This is a genomic window from Microvirga soli (assembly GCF_016734765.1).
In the GTDB taxonomy this organism is placed as follows: Bacteria; Pseudomonadota; Alphaproteobacteria; order Rhizobiales; family Beijerinckiaceae; genus Microvirga; species Microvirga soli.
Genome location: NZ_JAERQE010000006.1, coordinates 31,778 through 47,114, shown reverse-complemented (window position 1 = coordinate 47,114; position 15,337 = coordinate 31,778). Strand labels below are relative to the sequence as shown.

At 63.1% G+C, this 15,337-nt stretch carries 17 protein-coding genes; 8 read left to right on the top strand and 9 right to left on the bottom strand.

The window, feature by feature from the left end:
- Positions 1–13: 13 nt before the first annotated feature.
- Positions 14–208: a hypothetical protein gene (locus JKL45_RS07860; RefSeq protein ID WP_201860565.1), complete on the bottom strand. Its 195-nt coding sequence runs from the start codon at positions 206–208 to the stop codon at positions 14–16.
- Between the two features lie 305 nt (positions 209–513).
- Here JKL45_RS07860 and JKL45_RS07855 point away from each other — a divergent pair, with 305 nt between their 5' ends.
- Positions 514–1,188, top strand: coding sequence for a hypothetical protein (locus JKL45_RS07855; RefSeq protein WP_201860564.1), 675 nt, complete (start codon positions 514–516; stop codon positions 1,186–1,188).
- Positions 1,189–1,379: 191 nt separating this feature from the next.
- On the opposite strand, the gene JKL45_RS07850 is transcribed toward JKL45_RS07855, so the two are convergent.
- The gene (locus tag JKL45_RS07850) at positions 1,380–2,687 is read right to left on the bottom strand and encodes an MFS transporter (RefSeq protein WP_201860563.1); all 1,308 of its coding nucleotides are present in this window, start codon (positions 2,685–2,687) and stop codon (positions 1,380–1,382) included.
- A 575-nt stretch (positions 2,688–3,262) separates the two neighbouring features.
- Between JKL45_RS07850 and JKL45_RS07845 the strand changes: the two genes are divergently transcribed.
- Positions 3,263–4,474, top strand: coding sequence for a porin (locus JKL45_RS07845; protein ID WP_201860562.1), 1,212 nt, complete (start codon positions 3,263–3,265; stop codon positions 4,472–4,474).
- A 277-nt stretch (positions 4,475–4,751) separates the two neighbouring features.
- Here the strand turns inward: JKL45_RS07845 and JKL45_RS07840 are convergent, their stop codons facing one another.
- The 5 genes from JKL45_RS07840 to JKL45_RS07820 form a co-directional block, all read right to left on the bottom strand.
- Entirely contained in the window at positions 4,752–4,958 is a 207-nt protein-coding gene (locus tag JKL45_RS07840; RefSeq protein ID WP_201860561.1) for a hypothetical protein, read from the bottom strand.
- Between the two features lie 95 nt (positions 4,959–5,053).
- Positions 5,054–5,572, bottom strand: a complete 519-nt coding sequence (locus tag JKL45_RS07835) for a GNAT family N-acetyltransferase (RefSeq protein ID WP_201860560.1) — start codon at positions 5,570–5,572, stop codon at positions 5,054–5,056.
- A 45-nt stretch (positions 5,573–5,617) separates the two neighbouring features.
- A complete protein-coding gene (locus JKL45_RS07830) occupies positions 5,618–6,076 on the bottom strand; it encodes a hypothetical protein (protein WP_201860559.1) in 459 nt (152 codons plus the stop codon).
- A gap of 67 nt (positions 6,077–6,143) precedes the next feature.
- The gene (locus tag JKL45_RS07825) at positions 6,144–6,575 is read right to left on the bottom strand and encodes a hypothetical protein (RefSeq protein ID WP_201860558.1); all 432 of its coding nucleotides are present in this window, start codon (positions 6,573–6,575) and stop codon (positions 6,144–6,146) included.
- Positions 6,576–6,825: 250 nt separating this feature from the next.
- Positions 6,826–7,239 (bottom strand): hypothetical protein, encoded by a 414-nt coding sequence (locus tag JKL45_RS07820; RefSeq protein WP_201860557.1) that lies wholly within the window; start codon positions 7,237–7,239, stop codon positions 6,826–6,828.
- A gap of 398 nt (positions 7,240–7,637) precedes the next feature.
- Between JKL45_RS07820 and JKL45_RS07815 the strand changes: the two genes are divergently transcribed.
- The 6 genes from JKL45_RS07815 (at position 7,638) to JKL45_RS07790 (ending at position 12,815) form a co-directional block, all read left to right on the top strand.
- Complete coding sequence (locus tag JKL45_RS07815; protein ID WP_201860556.1) at positions 7,638–7,925, top strand: hypothetical protein; 288 nt, start codon at positions 7,638–7,640, stop codon at positions 7,923–7,925.
- Positions 7,926–7,973: 48 nt separating this feature from the next.
- Positions 7,974–9,119, top strand: coding sequence for a calcium/proton exchanger (gene cax, locus JKL45_RS07810; RefSeq protein ID WP_201860555.1), 1,146 nt, complete (start codon positions 7,974–7,976; stop codon positions 9,117–9,119).
- Positions 9,120–9,129: 10 nt separating this feature from the next.
- Positions 9,130–9,549 (top strand): potassium channel family protein, encoded by a 420-nt coding sequence (locus JKL45_RS07805; RefSeq protein ID WP_201860554.1) that lies wholly within the window; start codon positions 9,130–9,132, stop codon positions 9,547–9,549.
- Between the two features lie 1,082 nt (positions 9,550–10,631).
- Entirely contained in the window at positions 10,632–10,961 is a 330-nt protein-coding gene (locus JKL45_RS30775) for a DUF6894 family protein (protein ID WP_376771013.1), read from the top strand.
- Positions 10,962–11,098: 137 nt separating this feature from the next.
- The gene (locus JKL45_RS29860) at positions 11,099–11,290 is read left to right on the top strand and encodes a helix-turn-helix domain-containing protein (RefSeq protein ID WP_246498374.1); all 192 of its coding nucleotides are present in this window, start codon (positions 11,099–11,101) and stop codon (positions 11,288–11,290) included.
- A 271-nt stretch (positions 11,291–11,561) separates the two neighbouring features.
- A complete protein-coding gene (locus JKL45_RS07790; protein ID WP_201860552.1) occupies positions 11,562–12,815 on the top strand; it encodes an alpha/beta hydrolase in 1,254 nt (417 codons plus the stop codon).
- Between the two features lie 107 nt (positions 12,816–12,922).
- On the opposite strand, the gene ccoS is transcribed toward JKL45_RS07790, so the two are convergent.
- Positions 12,923–13,069 carry a cbb3-type cytochrome oxidase assembly protein CcoS gene (gene ccoS / locus JKL45_RS07785; RefSeq protein ID WP_210345715.1) on the bottom strand — a complete coding sequence of 49 codons (147 nt, stop codon included), beginning with the start codon at positions 13,067–13,069 and terminating at the stop codon, positions 12,923–12,925.
- 34 nt (positions 13,070–13,103) lie between these two features.
- Positions 13,104–15,332 carry a heavy metal translocating P-type ATPase gene (locus JKL45_RS07780; protein ID WP_201860551.1) on the bottom strand — a complete coding sequence of 743 codons (2,229 nt, stop codon included), beginning with the start codon at positions 15,330–15,332 and terminating at the stop codon, positions 13,104–13,106.
- Positions 15,333–15,337 lie beyond the last annotated feature (5 nt).

The window sequence follows — 15,337 nt, the reverse complement described above, 5'->3', positions numbered from 1 at the left end:
GGCGCGGGCTGCCTTAGCGGCCTGAAACCGCCTCTCTGACGTGGACGAGCCTGTTGAGCTTCTGCTGGTCCACGCCGAGCTCTCCCGCCCATTCGCTCAGGGCGGAACTGTAGAGTCGGGCGAGGAAGCGCGTTGGGTTGTCCGCGACGCCCTTCAGCCTCACCAACTCGCTCAGGGCCTGCCTCAGCATCGTGCGATCCACAGCCATGGCCTCACCTGTTTCCCGATTTCCGGAACAAGCGAATCTGCGGTTTGGAGCCCATGCCGTCAAAGGCTCAAAAGGCTTACGGGCCACCTCCGATCCACGCCTGACTGGAGCGGCCTGAAGCGCAACACCTTGATGCTCATGGCAGAGGCGCTGGCCTCGGTGAGGGGCCTCGCATGGCCTCTGGTCTCAAAATGCCAAGTGCTTGTCCCAGGCGATCAAGCACACCCTCCGCAAGGGAATATGATGCGTTCCACTCGCAACAACCCGCCGGGGCTGCGCGCCGGGCGGTGAAAGGGAGGATACCGATGAACAGGACTCTCTTGGCTCTATGTGCTCTCGCAGCGGGCGCTCTCCTGATCCCGGACGTGGCCGAAGCCCAGCGCGGCGGACGCGGTGGCGGCGGTGGCCGTATCGGCGGGGGCGGGTTCGGCGGCGGCGGTGGCTTCCGAGGTGGCGGCGGTTTCCGCGGCGGTGATTTCGGGGGCGGCTCCCGGATGTACGTACCGCGCGCCGGCATGGGCGGCTCCCGGGTCGGGATGGGCGGCAGCTTCCGTGGAAGTGCCGTTGCCGCCCGGCCGGGGCGAGGCGATTTTCGTCAGGCGGCGATCAACAACCCTGGCCGTTTCGACAATCGCGTGGGCAATCGTGGGGATTGGCGCGGACGCTATCCGAACTACGGCGGGCGCTATCCCTACTATGGTGGGCGATATCCTTATTACGGACGCTACCCGTACTACGGGAACTATTATGGCGGCTGGGGCTGGGGCGCCGCCGGTCTGGCAACGGGAGCGGTGATCGGAGCGGCGGCCACGTACCCGTACTACAACGACCCCTATTCGACTTACCAGACGCCCGTCGCGTCGGCCGGGGGCTACTGCGTGACCCCGGTCCGAACCTGCGCTCTGACCAATCCGGCGCCCATCGGGGTCGGATGCTCCTGTCGCGCCCCCGGCGGACGAGCCCGCGGCACGGTGCAGTGATTGTCTCATGTCGATGGTCAGCAGCCGGGCCGGGTGATCTTTCGATCAGTCGAAGGCCGTCGATCGCAATGAGTTCTTGGTGTCGGGAGCCTCCCGACGCCAGTCTGCCTGGTGTCTTGGGATAGCCGCCCTGCCAGTTTGAAAACGATTGCCGTCGAGCTCGCAGTGAGACGCAAGCTCCAGGTAAGCTGTTACGCTGGTTCGGCTTGGGCCAGGGGATTTTGCGAATTACTGACCCGGTCCGCTTGCGGATCGATCAGGACAAATCCCGCAAGCGCTCCCAGGGTGACCAGACCTCCCGCAATCAGCAGGGCGGTGCGAACCCCGTCCGTCGAGTCGGTGCCGACGTCAAGCACCAGTCCTGTGACCACCGGGGCAAGGGGGCCGGCCAGGGTCGTGATCGCGTTGGTAACGCCGAGGACCGCTCCGCGCCGTTCGACTGGCGTGACCTCGGCGATCAAGACGGGCCCCAGCACGAACATCACGTTGCAGAGGGAGAAAGCGACCACGGTGCACACGATGATCGACAGCGATCCCTCGGATCGCGCCAACAGGATGGTGATCAGACCTGCGGCGAGAGTGCTGGCGCACGCCACCGCCCCGCAGGCCAGCCGGCTCGGAACGCCGCGCCGCTTCAGCCCATCGGATAGGATCGATATGCCGGGCAGGAGTACGATCTGCCCGAGGGATACCAGCATCATGATCCAGCCGGCCTGAACTGGCGTGTAGCCGAAGGCTTGGGTCAGGAACGCCGGCAGCCAGACGACTGCCAGCGTCAGCAGCCAGTAGGCACAGAATCCGACAATCTGGACACCAACAACCGTCCGGCACCTGAACAGGCGGCGGTAGGACAGACGCAACGTGGTCTCATCTGAGCTGGCGTGATTCGGGGTGATGGGATCCTCGCGGGCCACCAACAGCCATGCGGCGCACCAGGCCAATCCGGCGAATCCGAGGAAACCGAAGGCGGCCTGCCACGACCATGTAGTGACGATGGCGACGATTAAGGGCGCGGCGATCCCGTTGCCCGCCAAGGCGCCGATTGCGATGAGGCTGGTCGGGACGGCGCGGCGTTCGTTCGGGAACCACTTATAGGCGGCATGCAGGGCAACCGGGTACGCAGGCCCTTCGCTGAAGCCAAGGGTAACCCGGTTCACCACCAGAGCGACCAGTGAGGCTGACAGCAGCATGGGCAACTGGCACAGGGACCAAGTCAGCGCCAGCCCGGCCAGCACCCACTTGCTGCTGACGCGGTTCACCAAGAACCCGCCGATCACGCCTCCCACCGAGAAGAGGGTGAAGAAGCTCGTCGCGATGAGGCCGAACTGGCTGTGGGTCAGGCCCAGATCCTGCATGATTGGAACGGCCGAGAGGCCGAGCACCGCTCGGTCGGCGAAATTAATGAGCATGAACAGAAACAATAGGCCCACGACAATCCAGGCATGAGTCCGATCTTTTGCTCCAGCCGGAAGCGTGGTCTGTGGATGCACCTGCTCCATGGCCCCGCTCCTTCCTTATCGGAAGGGGAGAATTTGCCACAACAGCAGCATCGACGCTATGGCCAAGGCTCCAGTCCCGAGTAAGGCCTATGCCTGCCGGCAGATACCAGCCAGGGTAGAATAACATACCAGCTGCTTTATCAAGAACCCATCCTTGGACTTAGGTCCCGCTCTCTCCTGTTGCCTGAGCAGAATCATAGGCAACAGGAAACCGGGTCGGGAATGCCAGTAGTCGGCGAATAAAGTAATATTATATTCCTATCAAAGCTCGCGAGCTGTTAAGGGAAATTTAACTTCCCACCCCGATCGCTCAGCCAGGTGTTGGAATTTGGCCACAGTATGTCAAAGATCCGACACGCCTCCCAAGGAAAGCGCGTCTATTCGCTTGATCACGAACTCGTGCTGGATAATGTGGCTCCAGCGACGGGGGCACCCCAGTCGTGATCTTGGTGGCTTCGACCGAGAAGGCGAGCCACCGGGTACTAGGGGAAAAGGGACGTGTTTAGGGCTTCGATGAAGTCACCGAGGCACAAAAACCCGGCCCCCCAGGGTCTCGAAACTTTGGAGGTTTAACCATGAAGCTCGTCAAGAGCCTCTTCCTCGGGTCGGTCGCGGGTCTCGCGGCTGTTGCCGGAGCTCAAGCTGCCGACCTGCCGGCCCGCAAGGCCGCTGCCGTCGAATACGTTCGCGTCTGCTCCACCTACGGCGCAGGCTTCTTCTACATCCCCGGCACTGAAACCTGCCTGCGCGTCTCCGGCCGCGTCCGCGCTGAGTATCAGTACCTCGAGCCGGTATCCCGCGCCAGCAACTCCATCGGCTTCCGTGCCCGTGGCCGCGTCGCTCTCGACGCCCGTACGGCAACCGCCTACGGCCTCCTGCGCGCTTACATCCGCATGGAGATGGACCGCAACACCGGCGTTTACGCTTCCGGCGCTGGCGTCGGCGCCGCTGGTTCGTCGAACCTGGCCCAGGCCTACATCCAGTTCGGTGGCCTGACCGCTGGTCGCACGACCTCGTTCTTCGCCAACGGCGACCTGCCGAACGAGAACATCACCACGCTCCGCTTCTACGACTATCCGGACGTGAACGTGCTCGCCTACACCTTCTCCTTCGGCAACGGCTTCTCGGCCACTCTGTCGCTGGAAGATGGTGCCAGCACCATTGTCAACAATGACACTCTCTTCGGCCAGGGCGGCCAGCGTTACCCCGACCTCGTCGGCAACGTGAAGTACGCCGGCACCTGGGGTTCGGTGCAGGTCTCTGGTGCTCTGCACCAGGCCCGCAGCATCAGCCCTGCGTTCGACAGCGAGCTTGGCTGGTCCATCGGCACGCAGATTGGCTTTAACCTGCCGATGCTCGGCGCTGGCGATGCTCTCTGGCTCGCCGCTGCTTATGCTGACGGCGCCCTCGGCTACCTCGGCTTCTCCGGCAACGTGACCAACACGAGCGATGCTTCCGCCTCGGTCTTCGACGCCTATATCGGCGCTGATGGCGACGTTGAGACGGCAAGCGGCTGGCAGATCGCCGGTGGTCTGCGTCACTACTGGACGCCCACCATCCGTTCGGCTGTCCACGGTTCGTACGCCAGCGTTGAGTTCGACGACGCTCCGGTCGGCCTGGCTGACTTCACCGAGTGGCGCGTTGGCGTCAACACCTTCTGGACCCCAGTTTCGGGCCTGAACATCGGTGTTGAAGCTCTCTACGCTAACCTCGACGTTGACGGCGTGACCGCTGGCATCGACGACGATCGCTGGGAAGCTCGCTTCCGCATCCAGCGCGACTTCTAATCGGCTCGTCTGATTGGACAGGAAAACCCCGGTGGCAACACCGGGTTTTTCTTTTGGCTGCATGATCCCGTATATCTGCGAAACTCAAGTGTCGGCGCCGGCCACTGAGTTCGTGCCCCAAGGCTGAGGCAATCGATCAGGATCAGACGCTCGCTTGGTTCCATCGGAGCCTGCTGATTGCCCCAAGCGACCAGCCGGACCAGATTTACCCACCTGCTGCTTCGAGGATCCATCCTTTACGAAAGCTCCCGGACGGCAGGGTCTGAGAGCAGGGATGTCAGGCCCACCGCAGGAAGATTTCAACGACACCGATGCCCAACAGGCAGGATACGATGGTCAGGCTCAACAGGCCAAAGATGAGAAGCGTCAACTTCATCGTGCGCCTTGACGCCTGATCGGCGGATCCTGCGGGTTGGCTTGGCCCATCGTCGTTGGCGGGACGCTGCTTAGGGCGCGTAAGCTGCTGCACCGTCAGATTATGCATGGTGTGCCCCTTGATCGGCGACGTAGCATAGGCAAATCCATCCGGCATATGACTCGACGGCCTCGGCTCGCGGCCATGTCGCCCACCAATCCAGTTCACGAAAGCTGGAGCATGACATGGGTGGCGTCCGGCTCCCGTCGGGTCCTGATCCCAAGCCCGTTTGCCGCGAATACCTTCAGCATCGCAGTGTTCTCTGGTAGGACATCCGCGGCCAGTTCCTTGAGCCCGACTTGACGGGCAATCAGCGCCAGGTTGCGCATCAGCGCAGTGCCGATGCCCTGGCCCTGGTGGGCGTCGTCCACGGCGAAGGCAACCTCGGCCTGATCGGGCGGCCCCACGATATAGCGCGCTCCGCCGACGATCACCGGTTGCCCGTCCTCCTCGAGCACCGCGACGAGCGCGACATGGTTCACGAAGTCGACATTCATGTAAAAGTCGACCTCCTGGGCAGTGAAGCCGCGCTTGAAGGCGAAGAATCGCCGATAGAGGGACCGGTCACTGGCCCGGCCAACAGCGGCGAGCATTTCAGCCCGGTCCTCCGACCGGAGGGCGCGGATTTCGACCCTGCGCCGGTCACGCAGGGTCTCAATGGCCGAGTACACCCTCGCCTGCATCACCGCCTCCTGGCCATTTGACCCGCTCCGACGTGCGGCACGCTCTCACCGGTAGCGGCGGTAAGCCACGCGAGGTCCGCCGTAGCGCGGGCCGTAGTAGCCTCGGTATCCGCCATAGTAGCGAGCGCCATAATAGCGCGGCGCATAGTAGACGCGGCGCGGGTAATAGCGTGGGCCGTAATAGACTGGGCGCGGGTAGTAGCGCGGTCCATAGTAGACCGGCTGCGGATAGTAGGCGGCGGAGTAGCCCGGCCAGGGACCATAAGCGGGATACCCATACCCATAGCCGTAGGCTGGATACCCGTACCCATAGGCGGGGGTTGTTGCGGCTGCGGTGATCAGGCCGCCGAGGATCGCTCCACCAATCAGCCCTGCGGCGACTGCGCCGCCTCCACCCCAGCCTCCGTGACGATAGTAACCGCCACGCCAGTGTTGCGCGTCTGCTGTTCCGGCACTGCCGCTCACGATGAGGGCGGCAGCGGCGAGAGTTGCGAATTTCCTCATGTCAGCCTCCACAGGCTTGATATCCGCCCCTTTTTTGTCTTGTTACATCACGCTCAATCGATCGAAGCTACCGTCTCAGCCGTGACTTCTGCACCATGCCTCCATCCTCTCCAGCGTCACAAGGAGCGGTGTTGAGGCAGAGCCCGACTTGATTACTGTCCGTGTCGCGCATGGTCAGGCAAACCTCCGCCTCTTCCAGGCAATCGGCCGGATTGCCGTAGCGGACGCACAGGTCCTGGCTCTGCGCCCGGATGGTGTTGATGAGCCTATGGACGAAGTTGCCGGCCCCATCGGGCTTTCTCATCGGCTTGCGGGGGTCTGCTCTGGCGGATCCCGACCGCTTGGGCGAACTCACGGCAGGCTTCGAGCCGACCTCCTGCGTCTGCCCAGACGAGAGATCCTCCGCTAAAGCTGCAGTGGTCAGAAGGGACAGGCCCAGCATATTCGCCGCCAGAATGGAGACGACCGGTTGTTTCCGAACTGCCCTCAGGTCGATCATCTTCGCTCTCCGCTGCGGTGCCCGATGACGGCTCGCGTGAGCGGGCCTGCCAAGGGAACGGGGACAGGCCTGCAGCCACGGTCGGTAGATGATTCCATATGCCAGGCGACACATCCGCCGTCCGCAATGCACCAGGCTACATCAAGCGGCCAACGCTGCTTGACCGCTTAAGACATGGTGTTGACATTTTAGGACGGAGTGTCGTCATCCGCGGCGGAGGCTGGAACGCTTGCCGAAGCTGCCGCTGCCGTCATCGCGAGCATCGCTGGTACAGGGTGCCGGTCGTATCCTGCTCATTGAAGTAGCGCTTGAGCGAGCCGTCTGGCTGCGGTGCCATCAGAACCCTGACCGCATTGCTCGCCACGGCGTTGGCGCAGTCAAGGGCGAGACTCTGACGGTCTCCGGACGGCTTGAGCGACTTGATGCGGCACGACGCCTGGGGGGTTCTCAGTCGATTGCCGGAGATAACAAAAGCAGGCGCGAAGATGTCGACCGGCTTCTTGAACGAGGCCCCTTTGCCCACGGATGAGTAGACCTCCGCACAGTCCGCGCCGCCCGACAGCCAAGCGCCCTGGAACAGGGAAAGCCCTCCTTGCGCCATCGCGCCTGATGCCGCCAAGACCAAGCCAAGACCGGCGGCTGCCAAGAATCCCGCAATTTTCATCGTGACCTCCACAGCGGCAAAACCTTCGTTCCCTGCTGCCCACCATGGCACCACTGTAGGCACGCCGCAGCACCATGCTTGACTGAAGGGGACAGTCACTTGCCAGTTTGGGCCATCGACTGTGTCTGGTGTCGGGTGGCACTTCCTTCACCAGGACTGCGTGAGCCCGAGGGCCTGGAGGGGAGATATAGGAACCGCCATAGCGAAAGGATGCTCATCGGTTGACGTTGCGGCAATCGCCCGGAGCAGCGATGGCTTCTGCAATTCCGACGTCCCCTGTCGGTCAACTGTTCGCCAAGCGGGGCTGACGCAGCGGCCCAAACTGTCAAGAGATTGTCGCCTCCGATCAAGCACGATGTTCCGCTTGGGCTAGGGTGCCGGCGAAAGGCAGAGAAGCCATGAAAGCCCTTCTGATGTCCGTCGCCATTGCAGGTTTCGCCACCGGATCCCTTGCACAATCTGGCCCCACGACCCTTGCTATGACCTGTGCCCAGGCTGCAGGGATCGTGGCCTCGCAGGGTGCGGCCGTGCTGCGCACCGGGTCGACGACCTATGACCGCTATGTGCGCGATGGGAGCTTCTGCGCGCCCCAGGAAACCACGAGTCCGGCCTGGGTGAAGACAGCCGATGTAGCGCAATGTCCGATCGGCGGAGTTTGCCGTTCCGTCGACCGGGACAACAGATGATGAAGGGAGACGGCCAGGCCTGCGCAGATAAAACAAGGCGATGAGGTTATGACGGACAAACTGTATCCCAATACGCGCTCAGTGACTGGGGCATCCCTTCTCAAAGCATTCCCGCCCAGGCCCTCTCTCCTGTGGCTCCTGGTTCTCGCACCTGTTGCAGCTCTGTTCGACTATGCCGGCACAGTCCCGGCCGGAATGGTCTTTTTTTGCGCCGCTCTGGCCATTGTGCCGTTCGCCAAGCTCATCGTTCAGGGGACTGAACAGGTCGCCGCGCATACCGGCGCCACGATTGGAGGCCTCCTCAACGCCACCTTCGGCAACCTGCCGGAGTTGATCATCGCTGTGACAGCCCTGCGGGCTGGCCTGCTGGAGATGGTGCGCGCTTCCATCATTGGGGCGCTACTCGCCAACCTGCTGGTGGCACTGGGTGTCTCCTTCCTCCTCGGCGGCCTGCGCCACCACAGTCAGGAGTACAACCCGAACGGCGTTCGGATTTACTCGTCGACCATGGTTTTAGCTTGGATCAGCCTGGCGCTGCCGAGCGCCTTCCACCGTGCCCTCGAGCCGGATTCTCACCTTGGCGTGCATGCCACCCTGGACTTCGTCGTGGCCGTCGTGCTGCTGGGCCTGTACGGGCTCTTCCTGTTGTACTCCCTGAGAACCCATCCGGAGACCTTCGCCGAGCTGAACGCGCCCTCTTCGGAGGAGAGCGAGGAGCATCCGAGCCTCAGGTGGGGTATCGCGACTTTGCTGGTCGCATCGTTGGGCGCGGCCTGGATGAGCGAGATCCTTGTCGGTGCCGCCGAACAGGCCGGGCACGCATTGGGCATGTCACAGATGTTCATGGGCGTGATCGTGCTCGCGCTCGTCGGCGGCGCGGCGGAATCCGGCTCGGCCATCGCCATGGGTCGGGCGAACCGTCCCGATCTCAGCATCGGCATCGCCCTGGGAAGCTGCGTGCAGATCGCCCTGTTCGTGGCGCCAATCCTGGTGCTGGTTGCGCCGGCCCTGGGACAGCCGCAGTTCCGGCTGGTATTCTCACAGGCCGAGATGTGGATGCTGTTCGGTGTGGTGCTGCTCGGAGCGACCGTGACCACGACGGGCCAGTCCAACTGGTTCAAGGGCGCGCAACTGCTCGCGCTCTACGTGATCATCGCGGCCATCCTGTACCTGATCCCGGCGACCGCGTCGTAGAAGGTGAGCCATGTTGCGACAGCTCCTCGTTGGTGGCGCCGTCAGCCTGGGCAACATCGCGATTCATGCGATCGTGATGGCATCCATTGTGAGCACCGCCCGCCGTGCCCTGAAATGGGGGCTCGGGCCGCGCCAAGCCTGGCTCGCTTCGGTCATGGTTGCGATCGTCGGGGTGCTGCTGGTCGCCCATGTTGCCGAGGTGCTCACGTGGTCGCTCGCCTATGGAATGCTGGAGGTAGTTCCTCCCAGAGCCGATGTGTTGTACTTCGCGTTCGTCAACTACACGACACTGGGTTATGGCGACGTCGTGCCGGTGGAGCGCTGGCGCTTGCTCGGGCCGATGGCAGCCATGAACGGCGTGCTGCTGTTCGGCTGGTCGACCGCGGTCATCTTCGAGGTGCTGCGGCAGGCCATGCGCAGCCGTGACTAAAGGGGCGAGTCATGAGTGGAGAGGGGACGCACAATTGTCTTACCCTGGGACGCCCATCGCCAGCCAAGGGTGGGCGATGAGTTCGATCCTCATCGCCACAGGACTGCACCAACGGTATCATCAGCTGACGTCATCGTCCGCAGGGCAAAAGTTTCGGATCCGGCTGCTCTAGATAAAAAAAGCAGCTACAGCGTCGTCTGACAGCCATACTGGCTGCGGACGTCGTCGCTTACAGCCGCTTCATGCAGGCCAACGCGTAGGAACGCTTGCGATGCTGATACAGCAGGGGATGCATGCACAGTCCCATGGTGCGCGGCAGCTAGTAAGCTAAGCCGCGCATAGGCATTGCGCTTCCCCCAAAGGTGTCATTGCGAATCCCGGGTGATTGGGTGGCTTGGGACGCGACATAATTCGGTGGCCGCGACTCCGATCCGGAACCTGACATGCACCCTGCCAGCAAGGCGCTTACCACGAGTGCGGCGATGATCATCTTCATGGGACCTCCTTAATATGCCATGCTGAGTCTGCTTCGGCACGATCCGCAAAACCGTCAGGCTCGATCTGGGTGATCGCAACCACGGACAAGCCGACGGCGATACCGAGCGGCACGCACATTATGATCAACCCAAGCATGATCCCTCCGTGACAGAACCTCATCCAGTCTCACTGGACGGGGCGCCGTTGGCGAAAGTCTCCGTGCGGTAGCAAGAGGAGGAGACCTTCGGAGGAGGACCGTGCCTCACCCGGGAATGGACTGCTTGACACATCGAGACAGTGACTAGACCCTTTAAGACATCCAGCCTTCCGCGACAGAGTTCTCTCTGTTTCCGACGAGGTCAGGTGACGCCCTGACTCCCGCTTTGCCACTCTGTTCGGGATCATCTATCGCCAGCCTTGATGGCCAGCTTGATTCCTGACGTACGAAGTTCACAGTTTCGAATTTGAGGAATCTGCGCAGCGTCGGTGTCAAACCCCTGCCCTGACCATGCCGATTTAGGGCCGGGCATGATCGGATAGGATTGCAACAGGCGCTCAGTCACAACTTAACTCATGTTAGTGACCGGCTAAAACCGATCTATACGATGCACTTCTTGGACTCATGGGGGCGGTACACTCCCGCCACAGAAGTATTTTCAACCGTCGATCGATTTGCTCCCGCAGACATCATGCCTCGTTTCTTCTTTCACGTTCGCAGCAACGACCATTGTTTGAGCTATGACGAGTTCGGGCTCGACTTCCCCAATGTAGAGACGGCCTGCCGTCGAACGTTGTGCGCGGCCCAGGATCTCGTCGGCGTGTTCGCGGCCCGAGGCCAGGATCCACGGGACCATGCCATCGAAATCGAGAATGAAGCTGGCGAGGTTGTGTTGCATATGCCGTTTTCTGAGGTCTTCCTCTGGGATCCTCAATAATTCGGCCGGTCGTGATCCACGCGTCTCTCGTACAGCAGGCCCATGGGATGACCGAATGAGACGGTAAGAGCGAAAACCAGCAGGAAAAGCCGCTCAATTACCCAGATGTTATGTATCGTCGTATTCAGGACCGGCTGATGGTTCCTGCGCTGGCGACCAGCGACGGCACGGTCGTGTTCAGCATCGCGCTCTGTCAGTCTCAGGCTAAGATGGCGGATCAGATCGCGGCGGCTCTGAGTTATTCGGAGGCGAGCGCCTTCACGCGCGCCTTCCGGCGCTGGTCGGGCCAGACGCCCACCTCATGGCGGGTGATGGCCAGCCATGAGTGACATGGCAGCGGCTTAAACTGTCAAATGATTGTCCTCAGCGGTCAAGCGTGGGGTTCCGGCCGAGTTAGAGTAAGCCCAAAGGCATGCGAACCCAAGGCTCGCCAGAAAGCGAGCCGCCGATCATCCCATCCGCAATTCGTGCTCCGCACAATGCACCCTCGGCTTGCCGAACACCGTGCCCTGACCCGGCTTAAAGATATTTGAGAGGCAAAGATGCGAGGACTGCACGCGACCTGCATGAGAAGCGGCCCGATGCGAGCTGCCGGGGCTGATGCCGCCCGCATCCAACTCCGCTGATCTGATGCTCAACCGTCGCATTCTCCTTGTCCTCGCCCTCGTCATGCCGCTCGGCGCCTGCGCCAGCCTTCGTGGCGTGCTGGTCCCGGTGAGCGGGACGGTCCCTGGTGCAACCCAAGTCGACATGCTTGTCGCCACCACGCGCAAGCAGACGGACCCGGCAGAGCTGTTCTCGGGCGACCGCGGACCGACAGCGGCCTTCGCCAACATCACGGTCTCGATCCCGCCGCCGAGCGCCCGGCAGATCGGCGAGGTGCAGTGGCCGCGACAGGTGCCAGGCAACCCGGCCACAGACTTCGTGACCCTCAAGGCCGACGTGATCAATCGAGATCAGGCGCTCGCCTGGTTCCATCGCACCCTGCGAACTGTTCCCAAGCGGCAGGTGCTCGTCTTCATCCACGGCTTCAACAACCGCTTCGACGATGCGGTCTTCCGCTTCGCCCAGATCGTACACGACGCGAACGCACCCGTGGTGCCGATCCTGTTCACCTGGCCCTCGCGCGGCAGCGTGCTGGCCTATGGCTATGACCGGGAGAGCACGACCTATTCCCGCAACGCGCTCGAAACCATGCTGAAGGCGATCTCGCGCGATCCGGCCGTGGGCGAGATCTCGATCCTGGCGCATTCCATGGGCAACTCTCTCGCGATCGAGACCCTGCGCCAGATGGCCATCCGCGACGGTCGGGTGACGCCGAAGATCCGCAACGTCCTGCTCGCCGCTCCGGATGTGGATGTCGATCTCGCCCGGGAGGCCATCGTCGACATGGGCCCGAGGGCGAACCGACCCGCCTTCACCCTGTTCGTCTCGCAGGACGACAGGGCGCTGGCCGTCTCCCGACGCGTATGGGGCAGCGAGGCTCGCCTGGGTGCCATCAATCCCGATCAGGAGCCTTTCCGGACGCAACTCGAACAGGCGAACGTGACGGTGCTCGACCTCACCAAGCTCAAGGCGGGCGATGCCCTCAATCATGGCAAGTTCGCCGAGAGCCCCGAGGTCGTGCAGCTCATCGGCAAGCGCTTGGCCGAGGGCCAGACGGTGACGGATTCCCGAGTCGGGTTGGGTGACCGCATCATTCAGGTCACGGCGGGAGCGGCCACGGCCGTCGGAACCGCCGCTGGAATGGTCGTGTCTGCTCCAGTGGCCATCGTCGATCCTCAATCACGCCGGACCCTCGGTGGCCATATCGAGGAGTTGGGGCAATCCGCTTCCAGCATCGTCGCGCCCTAGACATTGGCCTTCCTCAACTCTGGAACGGTCGGCCGCGCATCGGGATCGCGGTCCCCTGAACGGGTCGTTAAAGCTCTTGGCCAGCCGAGGGACTCTACGGATCACGATCAGTGCCGATCAACCGGATCTTCCTCAAGGAGGATCCGTTCCGCCGCCCCGTCCAAATCCTCATACTGTCCATGCCGCAGAGACCACAGGAAGGCGGCCAGTCCTGCCAGCCCCATTCCCAAGGCGATGAAGATCAACCACCACATGGAACCTATCCGATCCTTCCCTGAGATCCAGGACTCAACTGGCCTCGCGGACCGGCGAGAGCCTCATGGCGTTCGCGACCACGATGATCGAGGACAGCGACATTGCAATGGCGGCGACCAGGGGCGTCACGTAGCCCAACACGGCCACGGGCACCGCCAGGGCGTTGTAGCCGACCGCGAGGGCGAAGTTCTGGAGGATCAATCGTCTGGACCGGCGCGCGATCCCAAAGGCGTCGCCAACGGCGGACAGGCTTTCGTTCAGGAACACGAAATCGGCCGCGTTCCGGCCAATGTCGGCCGCCGTGGCGGGCGCCATGGACACGTGGGCGGCCGATAGGGCGGGCACGTCGTTCAGGCCGTCTCCAACCATCAGGACCTTCCGGCCTGCTTCACCTTGCGCCATAAGATGAGACACCTTCTCGCCGGGAAGAAGACCTGAGGAGAAGTCGTGGATGCCAAGCCTCGACGCCAAGCTCCTGACCACAGCCTCGCGGTCGCCGGAGAGGATTTCCACCGTAATCCCTTGCCGAACCAAGTCGTTCACTGTCTCCCGTGCATCAGGACGGACTCGGTCCTCCAGGATGAAGGTCGCAAGCGGTTCACCGTTCCGCGCCAGGACGGATACGGACGCCGTCAGGCCGCTGACCTGGGATCCTCGTTCGAGCGCCCATTCCGATCTGCCGAGCCGGTACCGGTCACCGTCCAGGACGGCTTCGAGCCCAAGGCCGGGAACCTCCTCGACGTGGTCGAACGCCATGATCTGGTTCGTGCGTCTGGCGGCGGCCTCCGCAATCGCCCCTGCCGCCGGATGGCGGGAGCCAACGGCCATTCCAAGAGCGACCGTCATCGCCAGTGGCGGGACCTCATCCGCATTGGTGATGGATTGCTTGCCCAGGGTCAGGGTACCGGTCTTGTCGAAGGCTACGGCATCGATCTCGGCTAGGCGTTCAAGGGCGGAGCCATCCTTGACCATGATTCCGCGCTCAAACAGGCGGCGCGCGGCGACGACCTGCACGATGGGAACCGCCAGACCCAAGGCACAGGGACAGGTGATGATCAGGACAGCGATGGCGATGGTGACCGAGGCATGCCAGTCGCCGGTGGCGAGAAGCCAACCCAGGAAGGACAGCAGGGCCATCGTGTGGACGACGGGTGAATAGAGCGCCGCGGCGCGATCCGCCATCCACCGGTGGCGAGCCCGACCGCCCTCGGCCGCCTCCATCATCCGGACCATCTCCGCCAGGAACGAGTTCTCCGCCCGTGCGCTAGCCCGGACGATCAACCGCCCCGTCAGGTTCATCACTCCCGCAGGGATCGCGTCGCCTGGACCGGCGCTGCGTGGCGCGGCCTCTCCCGAGACCAGCGCGCAGTCGAGTTCGGAGAATCCTTGTTCGATCACGCCGTCGACGGGGGCCCGGTCACCGGCGGCAATCATCACGGCCGTGTCCGGCTCGATCTCCGACACCGGAACGTATAGCGGCTGCCCATCCCGGATCACCGTAGCGCCCGAGGGAGCGAGCCTGGCCAATCCCGCGACGGCGGAGCGCGCCCGCTCGCGCATCATATGGTCGAGCGTGCGGCCGATGAGAAGGAAGAACAGCAGGGACGTCGCCGCGTCGAAGTAGGCATGCGGGGCATTGTGAAGCGTGTCGTAGAGGCTGAGGGCGAAAGCGAGCGTCACGCCAACGGAGACCGGCACATCCATGTTGGTGCGGCTATGGCGCAGTGCCGACCAGGCAGAGGCATAGAAGACCCGGCCGGAATAGATGAGGGCCGAGAGGGCAAGTAGCGCGGAGATGAGATGGAATGCCTGCCGGGAGCCGGCATCGGCCCCAGACCAGACGGACACGGACATGAGCATGATGTTCATCGCGCAGAAGCCGGCCACCGCGAGCGCCTTGACGAGGCGAGCCAGTTCCGGATCTCTGGCCTCCTGCTCCAGCGCGAACAGGTGCGCCTCGTAGCCGATGCGGCGCAATGTGCCGATCAGGTCGGGCGGCGTTCCGTCGCTCGTGCGCCAGGTGACGGCGACCCGCTTCATGGAAAGATTGACCCGAGCGGCCTCGACGCCGGGCAGCCGCGACAGCGTCCGCTCGACCGCTGCAATGCATGCGGCGCAATGGATTCCGGGAACGGACAGGTCGGACTGGCGTGTGCCGTCCCCGAGGTCGCGGCTAGCGAGACGGAGTTCATTCAGCGTAACGCTGGTTTGCCCGCTCGCCTGGAGCACGGCTTGGACATCGACGGGCGCGCAGCAGGTCATCGCCG

Coding starts and splice junctions, on each gene's coding strand:
- JKL45_RS07840 (WP_201860561.1), bottom strand. CDS start 4,958: ATGCATAATCTGACGGTGCAGCAGCTTACGCGCCCTAAGCAGCGTCCC.
- JKL45_RS07780 (WP_201860551.1), bottom strand. CDS start 15,332: ATGACCTGCTGCGCGCCCGTCGATGTCCAAGCCGTGCTCCAGGCGAGC.
- JKL45_RS07855 (WP_201860564.1), top strand. CDS start 514: ATGAACAGGACTCTCTTGGCTCTATGTGCTCTCGCAGCGGGCGCTCTC.
- JKL45_RS07805 (WP_201860554.1), top strand. CDS start 9,130: ATGTTGCGACAGCTCCTCGTTGGTGGCGCCGTCAGCCTGGGCAACATC.
- JKL45_RS07845 (WP_201860562.1), top strand. CDS start 3,263: ATGAAGCTCGTCAAGAGCCTCTTCCTCGGGTCGGTCGCGGGTCTCGCG.
- JKL45_RS07835 (WP_201860560.1), bottom strand. CDS start 5,572: ATGCAGGCGAGGGTGTACTCGGCCATTGAGACCCTGCGTGACCGGCGC.
- ccoS (WP_210345715.1), bottom strand. CDS start 13,069: ATGTGGTGGTTGATCTTCATCGCCTTGGGAATGGGGCTGGCAGGACTG.
- cax (WP_201860555.1), top strand. CDS start 7,974: ATGACGGACAAACTGTATCCCAATACGCGCTCAGTGACTGGGGCATCC.
- JKL45_RS29860 (WP_246498374.1), top strand. CDS start 11,099: ATGGTTCCTGCGCTGGCGACCAGCGACGGCACGGTCGTGTTCAGCATC.
- JKL45_RS07790 (WP_201860552.1), top strand. CDS start 11,562: ATGCCGCCCGCATCCAACTCCGCTGATCTGATGCTCAACCGTCGCATT.
- JKL45_RS07820 (WP_201860557.1), bottom strand. CDS start 7,239: ATGAAAATTGCGGGATTCTTGGCAGCCGCCGGTCTTGGCTTGGTCTTG.
- JKL45_RS07815 (WP_201860556.1), top strand. CDS start 7,638: ATGAAAGCCCTTCTGATGTCCGTCGCCATTGCAGGTTTCGCCACCGGA.
- JKL45_RS30775 (WP_376771013.1), top strand. CDS start 10,632: ATGCACTTCTTGGACTCATGGGGGCGGTACACTCCCGCCACAGAAGTA.
- JKL45_RS07860 (WP_201860565.1), bottom strand. CDS start 208: ATGGCTGTGGATCGCACGATGCTGAGGCAGGCCCTGAGCGAGTTGGTG.
- JKL45_RS07850 (WP_201860563.1), bottom strand. CDS start 2,687: ATGGAGCAGGTGCATCCACAGACCACGCTTCCGGCTGGAGCAAAAGAT.
- JKL45_RS07830 (WP_201860559.1), bottom strand. CDS start 6,076: ATGAGGAAATTCGCAACTCTCGCCGCTGCCGCCCTCATCGTGAGCGGC.
- JKL45_RS07825 (WP_201860558.1), bottom strand. CDS start 6,575: ATGATCGACCTGAGGGCAGTTCGGAAACAACCGGTCGTCTCCATTCTG.